13 protein-coding genes are annotated in these 14,420 nt (G+C 67.2%); 9 read left to right on the top strand and 4 right to left on the bottom strand.

Annotated features, from left to right (window positions below; genetic code table 11):
• The first annotated feature begins 40 nt into the window (after window positions 1–40).
• Window positions 41–1,594: a fused MFS/spermidine synthase gene (locus LC062_RS14795; protein ID WP_224911809.1), complete on the top strand. Its 1,554-nt coding sequence runs from the start codon at window positions 41–43 to the stop codon at window positions 1,592–1,594.
• Window positions 1,595–1,676: 82 nt separating this feature from the next.
• On the top strand, window positions 1,677–1,997 hold the full coding sequence (locus LC062_RS14790; protein WP_224911808.1) for a heavy metal-binding domain-containing protein: 321 nt from the start codon (window positions 1,677–1,679) through the stop codon (window positions 1,995–1,997).
• A gap of 90 nt (window positions 1,998–2,087) precedes the next feature.
• Here LC062_RS14790 and cysK read toward each other — a convergent pair whose 3' ends face one another.
• Both cysK and dut read right to left on the bottom strand, forming a co-directional pair.
• Window positions 2,088–3,050: a cysteine synthase A gene (gene cysK, locus LC062_RS14785; RefSeq protein ID WP_224911807.1), complete on the bottom strand. Its 963-nt coding sequence runs from the start codon at window positions 3,048–3,050 to the stop codon at window positions 2,088–2,090.
• 196 nt (window positions 3,051–3,246) lie between these two features.
• Window positions 3,247–3,696, bottom strand: a complete 450-nt coding sequence (dut, locus tag LC062_RS14780; RefSeq protein ID WP_224911806.1) for a dUTP diphosphatase — start codon at window positions 3,694–3,696, stop codon at window positions 3,247–3,249.
• Between the two features lie 251 nt (window positions 3,697–3,947).
• On the opposite strand from dut, the gene LC062_RS14775 reads away from it, so the two are divergent.
• A complete protein-coding gene (locus tag LC062_RS14775) occupies window positions 3,948–4,616 on the top strand; it encodes a hypothetical protein (RefSeq protein WP_224911805.1) in 669 nt (222 codons plus the stop codon).
• 50 nt (window positions 4,617–4,666) lie between these two features.
• On the opposite strand, the gene coaBC is transcribed toward LC062_RS14775, so the two are convergent.
• Window positions 4,667–5,893 (bottom strand): bifunctional phosphopantothenoylcysteine decarboxylase/phosphopantothenate--cysteine ligase CoaBC, encoded by a 1,227-nt coding sequence (gene coaBC, locus LC062_RS14770; protein ID WP_224911804.1) that lies wholly within the window; start codon window positions 5,891–5,893, stop codon window positions 4,667–4,669.
• Window positions 5,894–5,940: 47 nt separating this feature from the next.
• Window positions 5,941–7,161, bottom strand: a complete 1,221-nt coding sequence (locus LC062_RS14765; protein ID WP_224911803.1) for a penicillin-binding protein activator — start codon at window positions 7,159–7,161, stop codon at window positions 5,941–5,943.
• A 296-nt stretch (window positions 7,162–7,457) separates the two neighbouring features.
• Here LC062_RS14765 and rsmI point away from each other — a divergent pair, with 296 nt between their 5' ends.
• The 6 genes from rsmI (at window position 7,458) to LC062_RS14735 (ending at window position 14,253) form a co-directional block, all read left to right on the top strand.
• Window positions 7,458–8,465 (top strand): 16S rRNA (cytidine(1402)-2'-O)-methyltransferase, encoded by a 1,008-nt coding sequence (gene rsmI, locus LC062_RS14760; protein WP_404829731.1) that lies wholly within the window; start codon window positions 7,458–7,460, stop codon window positions 8,463–8,465.
• Window positions 8,462–8,635: a hypothetical protein gene (locus tag LC062_RS14755; RefSeq protein ID WP_181760029.1), complete on the top strand. Its 174-nt coding sequence runs from the start codon at window positions 8,462–8,464 to the stop codon at window positions 8,633–8,635. The genes rsmI and LC062_RS14755 overlap by 4 nt, the downstream gene beginning before the upstream one ends.
• Window positions 8,636–8,664: 29 nt before the next feature.
• The gene (locus LC062_RS14750) at window positions 8,665–9,057 is read left to right on the top strand and encodes a YraN family protein (RefSeq protein ID WP_224911801.1); all 393 of its coding nucleotides are present in this window, start codon (window positions 8,665–8,667) and stop codon (window positions 9,055–9,057) included.
• Window positions 9,058–9,204: 147 nt separating this feature from the next.
• Window positions 9,205–10,149 carry a glutathione synthase gene (gshB, locus tag LC062_RS14745; protein ID WP_224911800.1) on the top strand — a complete coding sequence of 315 codons (945 nt, stop codon included), beginning with the start codon at window positions 9,205–9,207 and terminating at the stop codon, window positions 10,147–10,149.
• Window positions 10,150–10,236: 87 nt separating this feature from the next.
• Window positions 10,237–11,763 carry a YifB family Mg chelatase-like AAA ATPase gene (locus tag LC062_RS14740; RefSeq protein ID WP_224911799.1) on the top strand — a complete coding sequence of 509 codons (1,527 nt, stop codon included), beginning with the start codon at window positions 10,237–10,239 and terminating at the stop codon, window positions 11,761–11,763.
• Window positions 11,764–11,961: 198 nt separating this feature from the next.
• Window positions 11,962–14,253, top strand: coding sequence for a response regulator (locus tag LC062_RS14735; protein ID WP_224911798.1), 2,292 nt, complete (start codon window positions 11,962–11,964; stop codon window positions 14,251–14,253).
• Window positions 14,254–14,420: the final 167 nt, after the last annotated feature.

Here is a 14,420-nt window from a genome sequence, read left to right as displayed (position 1 = left end):
CCGGTTCCCCCACCAGCCGGAACTGATCTAGTCTCCCCGCATGACCGGTTTTCATGCTCAGGATCCTGCCGATGCCGGCAGGATCGCCCTTCCCCTCTTGCTGCTGGCGCAATTCCTGATTGCCGCCGCCGGGCTCGTCGTCGAGATCGTCGCCGGCCGCATGCTTGCCCCTTACGTGGGCATGTCGCTCTACACCTGGACCGCGGTCATCGCCGTCGTGCTGGCCGGCTTTTCCGCCGGCCACTGGCTCGGCGGGCTTTATGCCGACCGGCCGCCCCGGACCGCGCTGCTTGCCCTGACCTTCGCCGGCGCTTTCGGCGCGATCACCACCGTTGCCGCCCTGCCACTGGTGCGGCTGCTGTCAGCCCCCGTGCTCGGCACCATCACCGATCCGGTCGGCGGGATCGTCATCCTCACGGGCCTGTTGTTCTTCCTGCCCTCGCTCGCAGCCGGCATTCCCTCGCCCATCCTGGCCCGGCTGGCGATCATCGACACCGCCCGCAGCGGCCGGGCGCTTGGCGCCCTGCACGCGGTCAGCGCCATCGGCGCCATCGCCGGTACCCTGGCCGCCGGCTATCTGTTCATCGCCTGGCTGGGCACGAGTTGGACCCTGATCACCGTCGCCGCGATCTACGCCGGCTTCGCCGTTGTCTGCCTGCTGGCGGCCCTGCGGCGGCCGGGGGAGGCACGGGCGCGCGCCGCGACGCTGACCTGCCTTGCCGGGCTGCTGGCGCTCGGCGCCGCCCCTTTCCTCACCGGGTCCGCCTGCACGGTGGAAAGCCGCTACTACTGCATCCGCTCGCTCGACATCTCCGGCGAGATCGGCGCCCCGGCGCGGCTGATGGTGATCGACCACCTCGGCCATGGCATCAATGTTCTGGGCGCGCCGAAGCGACTGGAAATGCCCTATACGGCGGTGATCGACGCGCTGGCGCGTGAACGCTTCGGCGGCCCGCCGGACAGCGCCTACTTCATCGGCGGCGGCGCCCTGACCCTGCCGCGCGCCTGGAGCGCGGACGCGCCCCGGCCCGGTCTCATCGTCGCCGAGATCGACCCGGAGGTGACCCGCATCGCCGCCCGGGATTTCGATGTGGACCCGAGCCGCTTCACCCTGCGCCATGCCGATGCCCGCGCCGCGCTGCGAGACACGGGGCAGGTCGAGGCGGTGATCGGCGATGCCTTCACCGATATCGCCGTTCCGGCCCATCTGGTGACGCGCGAGTTCTACGCCGAGATCGCGGCAAGGCTGACGCCGGATGGGGTCTACCTGATGAACCTGATCGACCACATGGACAGGCTGCACGCATTGGCCGCAACGGTGCGCACCCTCAAGACGGTGTTTCCGGTGGTCGAGGTCTGGATCGAGGCGGAGGATTTCGCCAGCGGCGGGCGCACCACCTTTGTCCTGTCCGCCGGCAGCACCCCCTCGCCCCAGAGCCGCATCCTGTTGCCACCGACAGACGCCGACGGCACGCCGCGCATACTCGGGCGCATTCCGCAGGCGCGGATCGACGCGCTGGTGACGCGGCTCGACCCGCCGGTGCTCACCGACGATTATGCGCCGATCGCCCGGCTGATCGGTCCGGCCGGATGACCGGCACCCGCCTGCATGTCTTGAAACCGCCGGTCGCGAACGCCACCTGACGGGCTCCAGATTGCAACCCGAAGGAGCCGGCATGCTGGTCACCACCACAAACACCCTGCAGGGCCAGGAGATCGCCGAATACAAGGGTATCGTCACCGGCGAGGCGATCCTCGGCGCCAACCTGTTCAAGGACCTGTTCGCCGGCATCCGCGACATCGTCGGCGGCCGGTCCGGCGCCTATGAACAAGAGCTGATGAAGGCCCGCAAGATCGCGCTGGAGGAAATGCAGCAGAATGCGAGGGCGCTTGGCGCAAACGCCGTGGTCGGCGTCGATCTCGACTACGAGACCCTCGGCCAGGGCGGTTCCATGCTGATGGTCAGCGCCACCGGCACCGCCGTCGTCCTGCGCTGACAAGGACGCAAGAGGCAAACAAGTCCGGCGCGGAAGCTCTCTTCCGCGCCGGATCCGTTCAGGTCATCTTGTTCGCAGCGTGCGCCGCGCCTACTCCAGCCCGTCGAACAGGGCGGTGGAGAGGTAGCGTTCGGCAAAGGACGGGATGATCACGACGATCCGCTTGCCGGCCATGTCCGGCCGCGCCCCGACCTTCAGCGCCGCGACCAGCGCCGCACCGGAGGAAATGCCCACCGGCAAGCCTTCCAGCACCGCCACCTTGCGTGCCATCTCGAAGGCCTCGTTGTTGGAGACCTGCAGCACCTCGTCATAGGCCTTGGTGTTGAGCACACCGGGAACGAAGCCCGCGCCAATGCCCTGGATCTTGTGCGGGCCGGGCGCGCCGCCGGACAGCACCGGGCTGTCGGTCGGCTCCACCGCCACCACATGCAGATCCGGATTGCGGGTCTTCAACACCTCAGCAACGCCGGTGATGGTGCCGCCAGTGCCAATGCCGGACACGAAGGCGTCGACCCGACCGTCGGTGTCGTTCCAGATTTCCTCCGCCGTGGTGCGGCGATGGACCTCCGGATTGGCCGGGTTCTCGAACTGCTGCGGGATGACCGCACCATCGATCTCGGCCAGCAGTTCCTCGGCGCGGGCAATCGCGCCCTTCATGCCCTTCGGCCCTTCGGTCAGCTCCAGCTCCGCGCCAAGCAGCTTCAGCATCTTGCGCCGTTCCACCGACATGGTTTCCGGCATCACCAGGATCAGCCGGTAGCCCTTGGCGGCGGCAACGAAGGCAAGGGCGATGCCGGTGTTGCCCGATGTCGGCTCGATCAGGGTGGTCTTGCCCGGGGCGATCTTGCCAGCCGCTTCCATCGCCTCGATCATCGCCAGACCGATGCGGTCCTTGACGCTGGCAAGCGGGTTGAAAAACTCCAGCTTGCCAAGGATCTCCGCCTTAACGCCGGCATCCTTCGCCAGCTTGTCGAGACGCACGAGCGGCGTGTCGCCGATGGTCTCGACAATGGAGGAATAGATCCGGCCCCGGCCGGGGGTTTGATCGCTCATCACAGGCTCTCCTGAAAAGCGGCGCGAGAAGGGCCGCGTGTCTTGCCGCCCAATGTAGAAGCGAGCGGTACAGGAAGCGAGGGGGACACCTTACCCCAAATGGCGAAATGTAAAATCTCGTCCTACAAATTACCGGCCAGGTAGAACGATTTTCCAGGAAATGCGGAATGACGCCCGCGCGCGCTTGCAGGTTCTGTCAGTGCCGCCCGGTGGAGCCAAAGCCGTTGTCGCCGCGCAGGGTCTCGTCCAGCGCATCGACCTCGATCAGGTCCGCCCGGGCCACCGGGGCGATGATCATCTGGGCAATGCGGCTGCCGCGTTCCACGGTGAAGGGCGCCTCGCCGAGGTTGATCAGGATCACCTTGATCTCGCCGCGATAGTCCGGGTCGATGGTGCCGGGCGTGTTCAGCACCGTCACCCCATGCTTGACGGCAAGGCCGGAGCGGGGCCGCACCTGCGCCTCGGTGTTGGGCGGCAGGGCAATGGCAATGCCGGTCGGCACCAGCGCCCGCGCGCCCGGCGCAAGCACCAGCGGCTCGTCCACCGCCGCCAGAAGGTCCATGCCGGCGGCCTCGTCGCTCTGATAGGCGGGAAGCGGCAGGTCGAGGCCATGCGGCAGGCGCCGCACGCGAAGGGGAAGGGTCATGGCTTGGGTCCGTTGGTAAGTGGGGCAACCTAGCTTGGTCTGGCTGACATCAAACGCCTAATAGCCTTAATATCAGCGCTTTGCGCGGCAGGCGCTTAGCTGGGCTGCCTAGCTTGTGTACCGAGATCGCTGGTTTTGTGGGCCGAATTAAAAAGTCGGTCAAGTAGGTTGCGGAGAATCATCCTTCAATTACCTTCAATTCGATACGGCTAGCCGTGGCATCCGTAGCGTGTTCGGAAAGGAGCCGCTTGATGGATTTGTTCAGAGGCATCATTTTCTTGATTTCTTGGATTTTGATTGTGAACGCGGCGTGGGTAGTTGTACTCGCCGCGTATCATCCAGATCGTTTCTCCATTTTATATAGAGATACTAGAGACTTTTCACCGGACAGAAAATACTCGCCTCTTCGTTCTAAATCACATCTTTTGGGTGCGGGGTTGGCATTTTTTATAGCTGGTCTAGTCATTTTCGATCTAGCGTTTTCATTTATTCCGAATAGCTGGGGGAGCGTGGATGAATACGGGGATTTTTACCCGTTAAGCCAAAGCCTCGCGGGGTTCATCTCCCTACCGCTAGCAATTGTATTGTTCCGCCTTATGGAGCATACAGGGCTTCGTGAGGAAAGTTTGGAGACTGCACAGCTCGAATCTCAGGCGAGAATTGAAGAGCTTGAATTTAACCTCAATGAAGTTACTGAACGCCTAAACAAATCCAATGACTATTACTACGAAACCTCTCATCAAATGGACCTTCAACGAATAATAAATGAAGAAATATTGAATAAGGAGATAATCGAAAACAGCAAATTAAAAAGTGAGCTTCTTGAAATCAGAAAATTAGTACCAGAAAAAACCCTGAAAGATTACGATGAGATGAAGGCTCAGAGAGCCATTGCTAAGACTCGAACCTATTATAGTTGAGCTCACAAAGGCTGATTTTGGCAAAGATCTGAGCCTTCAAAAACCGCCGGTCACGCCGGTCCGACGGTTGCGGCGAGACGGCGGGCGACTTCCGCCACCAGCCGTTCCGCCACTTCCGTCTTGCTCAGGGTCGGCCAGTTGGCAACGCCCTCGCCGCTGACCAGATGGATCGTGTTGCGCTCGCCGCCCATCACCCCGTGTTCCGGCGACACGTCATTGGCAAGGATCATGTCCGCGCCCTTGCGCGCCAGCTTGCCCCGGGCATTGTCGACCACATTCGAGGTTTCGGCGGCGAAGCCGACGACAAGGCGCGGGCGCAAGGTGGCATGCCGGCCGACGGTGGCGAGGATATCCGGGTTTTCGACAAGGGCCAGCGCCGGAACCGTGCCGCTGCCGTCCTTCTTGATCTTGCCGTTCTGCGCCTCGGCCATGCGCCAGTCGGCGACCGCAGCCGCCATCACCGCCACATCGGCCGGCAAGGCCGCATCGACAGCGGCCAGCATCTCGCGCGCGCTTTCCACATGCACCACCTCCACACCGGCCGGATCGGGGATCGTCACCGGTCCGCAGACCAGCGTCACCCGGGCGCCCGCCCGGGCAAAGGCGGCGGCGATGGCATGACCCTGACGGCCGGAGGAGCGGTTGGCGATGTAGCGCACCGGGTCGATCGGCTCATGGGTCGGGCCGGAGGTGATCAGCACATGCCGCCCGGCGAGCCCCGACAGAGGCGGCGCCAGCGTCTCCGCCACCGCCTGCAGGATTTCCATCGGCTCGGCCATCCGGCCAAGGCCGGCCTCGTTGCTTTCGGCCATCTCGCCGCTGTTGGGACCGACGAACCGCAGGCCGTCGGCCACAAGCTGCGCCTGATTGCGGCGGGTCGCCGGATGGGCCCACATGGCCGGGTTCATGGCCGGGGCGACCAACACCGGCCGGTCGCAGGCAAGCAGGACCGCCGTTGCCAGATCGCCGGCAAGGCCGTTGGCCATCTTCGCCATCAGATCCGCCGTCGCCGGGGCGACGATGACCGCATCCGCCTCGCGCGCCAGCCGGATGTGGCCGACATCCTGCTCCTCATCCCGGTCGAACAGGTTGAGAAACACCCGCTCCCCGGTCAGCGCCCCGACCGAGACCGGGGTGATGAACTGACAGGCGCCCTCGGTCATCACCGCCCGCACCCGGGCGCCGCGCTCACGCAGGCGGCGAATGAGATCGAGGCTCTTGTAGGCGGCGATGCCCCCGCCGATGATCAACAGGATACGCTTGTCGGTCAGGCTCACCGGCCATCCTCCCCCATAACGATTGCGCGCGCCGTTGCGGCGACCGGTCAGCTTCCGGAGCCGAAGGAGCGCGGCGCCGGCGCGATCACGCGCGAGCCCGAACCGGTCACCTCGTAGATCGCCAGACCGCGCTGGTTCAGGCCATCGCGGTTGAAGCGGAACACCCCGTCGATGCCGAGAAATCCGTCGCGGTTGGTCAGCACCCGCTCGGAGAAGCGGCTTGCCCCGGCGGAGCGCACCAGCCCGGCGGCCAGGATCGTCGCGTCATAGGCGAGCGAGGCGTTGCGCGGCGGCGCCGAGCCATGCACGGCGCGGTAGCGTTCCGCGAAGGCCTTGAAACCCGCGCCATCCGGCCCCGGATACCAGGCGCCCGACAAGGGCGGCGCGTTCAGCACCTGCGTGGCTTCCCACTGGCCGCTGCCCAGCATCTTGGTGGTCGCCAGGTTGACGCCGCTGGTCGTCAGGGTCTGCGCCACGAAGGGCGCGACATTGCCCGCCGGCACGAACACCGCATCGATCTGGCTGGCGTTGGCGGCGATGCGCCGGGCCTTTTCGGCAATGTCGGTGGTGTCGCCGCCCTGCACCTTGTAGCGCTCGATGGTAACGATCCGCGCGCCGGCCCGGCCGACCTCCTGGCGGAAGGCCGCCTCGACCACCGCCCCATAGGTATCGTCGGGCAACAGCGCGGCGAAGGAGCGTTTGCGCTGCGACGCCGCGTAGGTGACGATCCGCTGGACATCGCCGCGCGGCAGGAAGCTGAGGAGGTAGATGCCGCGCGAGGCGACCGCTTCATCGCTGGAAAAGGCGACGATCGGCACGCCCGAGGCGCGCGCGACCGAGCCGGCACCGCCCACTGCCGGCGCGAACACCGGCCCGAGCAGCAATTCCGCCCCTTCCGAAATCGCCGCCTGGGCGGCCGCCTTGCCGCCCGCCGCCGTGCCGGCGGTGTCCTTGACGAGGATCTGGATATCGGCGCCCTGGAAATCGCTCAACGCCAGTTCCGCGGTGTTGCGGAACACGGTGGCGATCGATGAGGCGCTGCCGCCCCCCGACATCGGCAGCAGCAGGCCGACCCGCACCGTTCCGGTCCCCAGTGTTTCGCCCGTTGTCGCCGGCTGGCCATCGGGTGTCGACGGATAGCCGGGATATTCGCCAAGGCTCGAGCCCATGCAGCCGGTCAGGGCGACCGCACCGGCGAGCATCGCTCCAAGGGACCCCAGGCGCGCCTTCGCGGCGGCGCCACGCATAACGTCGAAAATTCCAAGCACGGCGTCAGTTCTCCCAGAACCCGCGGACCGGCCCGCGTGCAGGACGAACATGCGCCTTCGCGCTGCGTCCGCCTGCCAGATTATCCTGATGAGATGCTTATCAGCCCGGCCCATTGCATGTAAATCTTGGTATCCTCGCCTTTTCCTGTCAAAAAGCGGGCCGGATGTGGAATTTCGATGCCCAAGCCATGCCGGAACCGGCCTTCCATGAGGCCACCACCCGCGCGAAACGCCCGCACACCGCCATTGCCCCCGCCCACGCCGCCCCTCCCGTGCCGCGAAAGACCCTGATGAGCATGTCCTCCCCTGACCCTGACGCTTCCCCAGACACGGGCCCAGCCAGCGTACCTGCCAGCGCACCCGCCTCTGGCGGACGGTCAGCGGACACAGGCTTCATCATCGGCGCCCACCGGTTCGAGGCGCCAAGGCTGGAGCCGGGGCTCTATATCGTCTCCACGCCGATCGGCAATCTGGGCGACATGACCGTGCGCGGACTGGAAACGCTGGCCTCAGCCAGCCTGATCGCCTGCGAGGACACGCGCATCACCGCCAAGCTGGTGCAGCGCTTCGGCCTCAGGACACCGCTCATCGCCTACCACGAGCACAATGCGAACCGGATGCGCCCGCGCCTGCTCGCGGCGCTGGAAAACGGCGAGGCGGTGGCGCTCGTTTCCGATGCCGGCACGCCGCTCGTTTCCGACCCGGGCTACCGGCTGGTGCGCGACGTGGTGGCGGCCGGCCATCGGGTGATTCCGGTGCCGGGTGCGAACGCCCCGTTCGCGGCGCTGGTCGGCGCCGGTCTCGCCTCGGACACGGTTTGCTTTGCCGGCTTCCTGCCACAGAAAAGCGGCGCCCGCTCCGCCCGCCTTGCCGAATTGCGGACGCTGCCGACAACGCTGATCCTGTTCGAAAGCCCGCACCGGCTGGCGCGCTCGCTGGCCGATATGGTCACGGTGCTGGGGCCCGACCGGGAGGCCACGGTCGCCCGCGAACTGACCAAGCGCTTCGAGACCTTCGAGCGCGGCACCCTCGGCTCGCTCGCCGAGCTGTTCGCCGACCAGACGGTCAAGGGCGAGATCGTCGTCGTCATCGGCCCACCGCAGGCGGAGGCCGAGGCGGATGCGGAAGATGCGGACGCGCTGTTGATCGCCGCGCTTGCCGGCAACAAGGCGGCGACGGCGGCCAAGCTGGTGGCGCAGAAGACCGGGCTCGACCGGAAGACCCTCTATGCCCGGGCGCTGGAGTTGAAGGCCGGCCCCGAGGCGGCGGACGAAGACGAAAGCGACGGGGAGCCGCAGACATGACCAAGATCATCATGCTGTTCTTCGCCGCCGTCGCGGCGATCCAGATCATCAAGCCTCTCGGCTGGCCCGGCCTCAAACACCGCCGCGACGCCTGGAAGCTGGCGCTTGGCGGTTTTCTCGCCACCGTGTTCGCGCTGGCCCTCACAACACTGTTCAAGTTTCCCGCCTAGGGAAAAGATCACACGAGACACGGTGGGACATGGAGCGGCAAGGGCGCAGCGGGAGTTCGGCGGAGCGACGCCAGGCCGCCTATCGGCTGGGCCTGCGGGCGGAGGCGCGGGCCGCGCTGTTCCTGCGCCTCAAGGGCTGGCGCATCCTCGCCCGGCGCTACCGGGCGAGCGGCGGGGAGATCGACATCATCGCCCGGCGGGGGCGTGTCGTCGCCTTTGTCGAGGTCAAGGCACGGGCAACGCCACAGGCGGCGCTGGAGGCAATTACCCCGGCAGGCCAGCGACGGATCGCGGCGGCGGCGCGCATGTGGCAGAGCGGGCGCACCGATCTTCACCGGTTGACCCTGCGCTTCGATGCGGTGCTGCTGTGTCCGCGGCACCTGCCCCGGCATATCGCCAACGCCTTTGTCCCCAACGAGTGATAACCCCGTCCCGTGACCATTGGCGCGGCGGCGCATCTGGACAAACCCGGCGGCGGCCCGCATATCTTGGGCAACACCCCTCAAGGCCGCCGGCTCCGATCCGGATCCCGGCCCCTCCCCCTTCGCCATACGGCAGCGGAGACGCCCATGTCGCTCAAGGTCGCGGTCCAGATGGACCACATCTCCTCCATCAACATTGCCGGCGACAGCGCCTTCGCGCTGATGCTCGAAGCCCAGACGCGCGGTCACGCGCTCTACCACTACACGCCCGACCGGCTGGCCATGACCGGCGATACGATCACCGCCGGCCTGGAGCCGGTCGAGGTGCGCGACGCAAAGGGCGAACACTTCGTTCTTGGCGAGCGGAAGATGGTCGATCTGTCGGAAATGGACGTGATCCTGATGCGCCAGGATCCGCCGTTCGACATGGCCTATGTGGCCGCCACCCACATGCTGGAAAAGATCCACCCGAAGACCCTGGTGGTGAACGATCCGGCCTCGGTGCGCAATGCGCCGGAAAAGCTGTTCGTCACCGAATTCGCCGACCTGATGCCGGAAACGCTGATCACCCGTGACCGGGAGACCATCGACGCCTTCCGCGCCGAGCATGGCGACATCGTCATGAAGCCGCTGTTCGGCCATGGCGGCGCCGCCGTGTTCCGGATCACCAACGACGATCTCAACTATGGTTCGCTCTACGATTTCTTCGCAGCGAGTTTCCGCGAACCCTGGGTGATCCAGAAGTTCCTGCCCAATGTCTCCGAAGGGGACAAGCGCATCCTCCTGGTCGACGGCCAGTTCGCCGGTGCGGTCAACCGGGTGCCGCAGGCCGGCGACCTGCGCTCCAACATGGTGCGCGGCGGCGCGGCGCGCGAAGCCGACCTGACCCCGCGCGAGCGCGAGATCTGCGCAAGGCTCGGCCCGGCCCTGCGCGAACGCGGACTGATCCTGGTCGGCATCGACGTGATCGACGGCCATCTGACGGAAATCAACGTCACCGCCCCCACCGGCATCCGCGCCGTCGCCCGGCTCGGCGGACCGGACATCGCCGCCCTGTTCTGGGACACGGTCGAGGCCAAGCGCGCCGGCTGACCCGGCGCACGCCCGTTCCTCATATGTTCTTGCTCTCCCGCATGGGTTGCGCTAGGTTGCCCCGCGTGACCATGCGGGGGGACGAGAATGGTGTCGCGGGTAACCACCGTTGCCTTTCAGGGCATCGAGGCCAAGCCGGTCGATGTGCAGGTGCAGATCGGCCCCGGCCAGGTCGCCTTCACCATCGTCGGCCTGCCGGACAAGGCCGTGGGGGAAAGCCGCGAGCGGGTGCGCTCGGCGCTGATTGCCTCCGGCCTTGCCCTGCCGGCCAAGCGGGTGACGATCAATCTCGCCCCCGCCGACCTTCCGAAGGAAGGCTCCCATTACGATCTGCCAATCGCGCTGGCGCTGATGGCGGCGATGGGCGCCGTGCCGGCGGATGCGCTTGAGCGCTATGTCATCCTTGGCGAACTCGCTCTCGATGGCGGCATCACGCCGGTGACCGGGGTGCTGCCGGCGGCCATCGGCGCCAATGTGCTCGACAAGGGGCTGATCTGCCCCGCCGCCTGCGGCTCGGAAGCGGCCTGGGCCGACCGGGACATGGATATTCTCGCGCCGAAGTCGCTGATCCAGCTCGCCAATCATTTCAAGGGAACCCAGATGCTGTCGCGGCCGGTGCCCCGGCTCAACACCAGCGCCGCCCCCTTGCCGGATCTTGCCGAGGTGCGCGGCCAGGAAACCGCGAAACGGGCGCTGGAGATCGCCGCCGCCGGCGGCCACAACCTCCTGATGGTCGGACCGCCCGGCGCCGGTAAGTCGATGCTCGCCGCCCGGCTGCCGTCGATCCTGCCGGCCCTGTCGCCGAAGGAATTGCTGGAGGTGTCGATGATCGCCTCCATCGCCGGCGAGCTGGCCGACGGGCGGCTGACCGAGCGGCGGCCGTTCCGCGCCCCGCATCATTCGGCCTCCATGGCGGCGCTTGTCGGCGGCGGCATCCGCGCCCGGCCGGGCGAGGTGTCGCTGGCTCACAATGGCGTCCTGTTCCTGGACGAGTTGCCGGAATTCCAGCCGCAGGTGCTGGATGGGCTGCGCCAGCCGCTGGAAAGCGGCGAGACGGTGATCGTGCGCGCCAATTACCGCACCTCCTATCCCTCGCGGGTGCAGCTCATCGCCGCGATGAACCCCTGTCGCTGCGGCCATGCCGGGGAGCCAGGCCATGTGTGCCGGCGCGGCGAACGCTGTGCCGCCGACTATCAGGCGCGCCTGTCCGGACCGCTGCTCGACCGGCTCGACCTGCGCATCGAGGTGCCGGCGGTCACCGCCAGCGACCTGATCCGCCCCGCCGACGCGGAAAACTCGGCAACCGTCGCCGCCCGTGTCGCGGCGGCCCGAACGATCCAGTCCGACCGCTTCGCCGCGCTCGGCGTTCCCGCCCGCACCAATGCCCAGGCGGGCGCCCGGCTGATCGAGCAGATCGCCGCGCCGGACGCGGCCGGCCTTGATCTGCTGCAACGGGCGGCGGACACGCTGCATCTGTCGGCGCGCGGCTATCACCGCATCCTCAAGGTGGCCCGAACCCTGGCCGACCTCGACGGCGAGGAGAAGGTGGGGCGGGTGCATCTGGCCGAGGCCCTCAGCTATCGCGGTGCCGACCCGGACCGGCGCGCCGCCTGAGCGGGTGGGCCAGCCTGAGCCGCTTCCGGCGCTGGCCCGCCCATGCGGGAGCGTCCTCGCAGGACATCGGCGCAACGGTTTTTCAACTCCTTTCCGGTCAAGCTGGCGGCGTCGGTCCCTGGCTGCCCACGGCGCCGTGAGGAGGGCCGCGTCCCCTGATGCCGGGCTGTCCGGTCACACCCTCTGAAGGAGACCGCCATGACCGGTCGTGACGATCATGGTTCCCCTCCCCCGGCCGCTCGCCGCACCGCCGCATCCACCGCGCCCCCGAGCAGGCACAAGAGCACGGCGGCCGCCGCGCGCGCGCCATCGCTGACCGCCCTCGCCGGCTTGCCACGATTTGCCGGCCTCCTGATTCTGGTGATCGCCGCCCTTCTGGCCGGGGCCGTGTCGCTGGTGCTGCTGGCCCCGTCCTCCGGCCCGGTACCGCTGGTCGGTCTTGCCCTCGCCTTCTTGAGCGGTGCGCTCGCCTCCCTCTGGCTGACGCGCGCGGGGAGTGCCCGGCCGGATGATGCCCCCCATGCCGCCAGGGTCGAGGCGCTGACGCTGGAGCGCGAGGCCCTGCTCGACGACATCTGGCGGCTCAAGGATTGCGAAGCGCGCCACCGCGACGTGCTCGATACGCTCGGCGACGTGGTGACCCGCTGGCGCGAGGGCGGCGCCCTGACCTACGCCAATGACGCGGCCATGCGCCTGTTTCCCGATGGCAGCATGAGCGTACTGCACGCGAGCGAGGGCCGCGAGACCGGCGACGGTTTCGCCGATATCCGCATCGACACGACCGAGGGACCACGCTGGTTCTCCCGGGTCGACGTGCCGGTGCGCGATCTGACCGACGGAACCCCGCTGGTCCAGACCATCCTGCGCGATGTCACCGAGCGGCGCCGGGTCGAGGAGGAACTGGTTGCCGCCCGCAACCAGGCGGAGACGGCAAGCGCCTCGAAAAGCCGGTTTCTCGCCACCGTGAGCCATGAGATCCGCACCCCGCTCAACGGCATTCTCGGCATGGCCGGCCTGCTCAGGGACACCCGGCTGACGGCGGAGCAGCACAGCTATGTGGATGCGGTGCACAGTTCCGGCGAAATCCTGCTGCTGCTGATCGATGAGGTGCTCGATCTGTCGAAGATCGAGGCCGGGAGACTGGAGCTCTCCCCCGCCCGGCTGGAACTGACCCCGCTGGTGGAAGGCGTGGTGGAGCTCCTCAGCCCGCGCGCCCAGGCCAAGGGGCTGGAAATCGGGTGCCACATCGGCCCCGAGGTCCCGACCCATCTGGTCGGCGACGGCACGCGGCTGCGGCAAATCCTGTTCAATCTTGCCGGCAATGGCTTGAAATTCACCGAGACCGGCGGCGTGACCATCGACGTCGATCACATCCATGACCCCGATCAGACGCCACCCGCCCGGCTGCTGGTGACCGTGCGCGACACCGGCATCGGCTTTACCGCGGAAGATGCCGACCGGCTGTTCCAGGAGTTCGAACAGATCGATCACGGCCCGGCGCGCCGCTTCGACGGCGCCGGCCTTGGCCTCGCCATCTCCCAACGCCTCGTCCAGATGATGGGCGGCACCATCACCGCCAGGGCCTCCTCCGGTGCCGGCGCGGAGTTCCTGGTCAACCTGCCCCTCGTCGGCGCGGACGGATCCCGGACCCAGCCCGAGCTCGCCGGCCAGCGCATCTCTCTGATCACGCAAAGCCAGGTCGAGGGACCGCTGATCGCCCGGCAACTGGGCGAGGCCGGGGCGCGCGTCACCCTGCTGGCGCCGGGCAACGAGGCCATCGACGAGGCCCTGGCCGACGCCGATCTGATCCTGCTCGACCAACTCTCTGTGACCGAGGCCGGGGGCTGGCTTGCCGGAGCGCGGGCGATCGGCATCGAAGCCCCCGCGATCGTCCTCGTCACCCCTGCCGAGCGGGATCGGCTGCCGCGCCTGCGGGCCGCCGGCTTTGGCGCCTACCTGATCCGCCCGGTGCGCTCTTCCTCGCTGCTGCAGGTGACTAAATCCATGCTGGAGAGCGGGGCGCCACTGGCCTCCTGGGACCTGCAGCAGGATGAACGGTCGCATCTTGCCACCGTGCGGCAACGGCAGGCCTCGCGCCGACCCTTGCGGCTTCTGGTCGCAGAGGACAACGACATCAACCGGATGCTGACGGAGGCGTTGCTGCGCAAGCTCGGACATGAATCCGTTGTCGTCGGCGATGGCGCGGAGGCGTTGAAGGCGATTTGCGAGGGCAACTTCGATGCGGTGCTGATGGATCTGCACATGCCGGGGATTGACGGAATCACGGCCATTCGCCGCCTGCGCGAGCGGGAGCGGGAGCAGGCCCTGCCCCGTGTCGCCGTGTTCGCGGTCACCGCCGATGTCACGGCGGAGGCGCGCGATGCGGCGCTGGAAGTGGGCGCCGACGCGGTGCTGGCCAAGCCGCTGGACCCGGACCTGTTGCGCGATCGCCTCAGTGCGCCGCAGGATGGCGGCAAAGCCGCCGGCTAACGACGATTGTCATGCAAGTGTCGGGAAAGTATGATTTATGACACGGCCAAGGTGGATAGCCATCCGGCCCGATGTTCCTGGTGCATGACGTCATTCTCACGACTGACGGGTGCGGGACAGCAAGGGTTCGACCGCAGCGCCAAATGGCCGGATCGGTCCGGGGGCAC

The sequence above is a fragment of the Stappia indica genome (assembly GCF_020177335.1).
GTDB lineage: Bacteria > Pseudomonadota > Alphaproteobacteria > Rhizobiales > Stappiaceae > Stappia > Stappia indica_B.
The sequence above is the reverse complement of the archived record's forward strand: the minus strand, read 5'-3'. Positions and strand labels throughout refer to the sequence as shown.

Excerpts from the sequence above, each read along its gene's own strand:
- LC062_RS14795 (WP_224911809.1), top strand. The coding sequence starts at position 41 with ATGACCGGTTTTCATGCTCAGGATCCTGCCGATGCCGGCAGGATCGCC.
- LC062_RS14790 (WP_224911808.1), top strand. The coding sequence starts at position 1,677 with ATGCTGGTCACCACCACAAACACCCTGCAGGGCCAGGAGATCGCCGAA.
- cysK (WP_224911807.1), bottom strand. The coding sequence starts at position 3,050 with ATGAGCGATCAAACCCCCGGCCGGGGCCGGATCTATTCCTCCATTGTC.
- dut (WP_224911806.1), bottom strand. The coding sequence starts at position 3,696 with ATGACCCTTCCCCTTCGCGTGCGGCGCCTGCCGCATGGCCTCGACCTG.
- LC062_RS14775 (WP_224911805.1), top strand. The coding sequence starts at position 3,948 with ATGGATTTGTTCAGAGGCATCATTTTCTTGATTTCTTGGATTTTGATT.
- rsmI (WP_404829731.1), top strand. The coding sequence starts at position 7,458 with ATGTCCTCCCCTGACCCTGACGCTTCCCCAGACACGGGCCCAGCCAGC.
- LC062_RS14755 (WP_181760029.1), top strand. The coding sequence starts at position 8,462 with ATGACCAAGATCATCATGCTGTTCTTCGCCGCCGTCGCGGCGATCCAG.
- LC062_RS14750 (WP_224911801.1), top strand. The coding sequence starts at position 8,665 with ATGGAGCGGCAAGGGCGCAGCGGGAGTTCGGCGGAGCGACGCCAGGCC.
- gshB (WP_224911800.1), top strand. The coding sequence starts at position 9,205 with ATGTCGCTCAAGGTCGCGGTCCAGATGGACCACATCTCCTCCATCAAC.
- LC062_RS14740 (WP_224911799.1), top strand. The coding sequence starts at position 10,237 with ATGGTGTCGCGGGTAACCACCGTTGCCTTTCAGGGCATCGAGGCCAAG.
- LC062_RS14735 (WP_224911798.1), top strand. The coding sequence starts at position 11,962 with ATGACCGGTCGTGACGATCATGGTTCCCCTCCCCCGGCCGCTCGCCGC.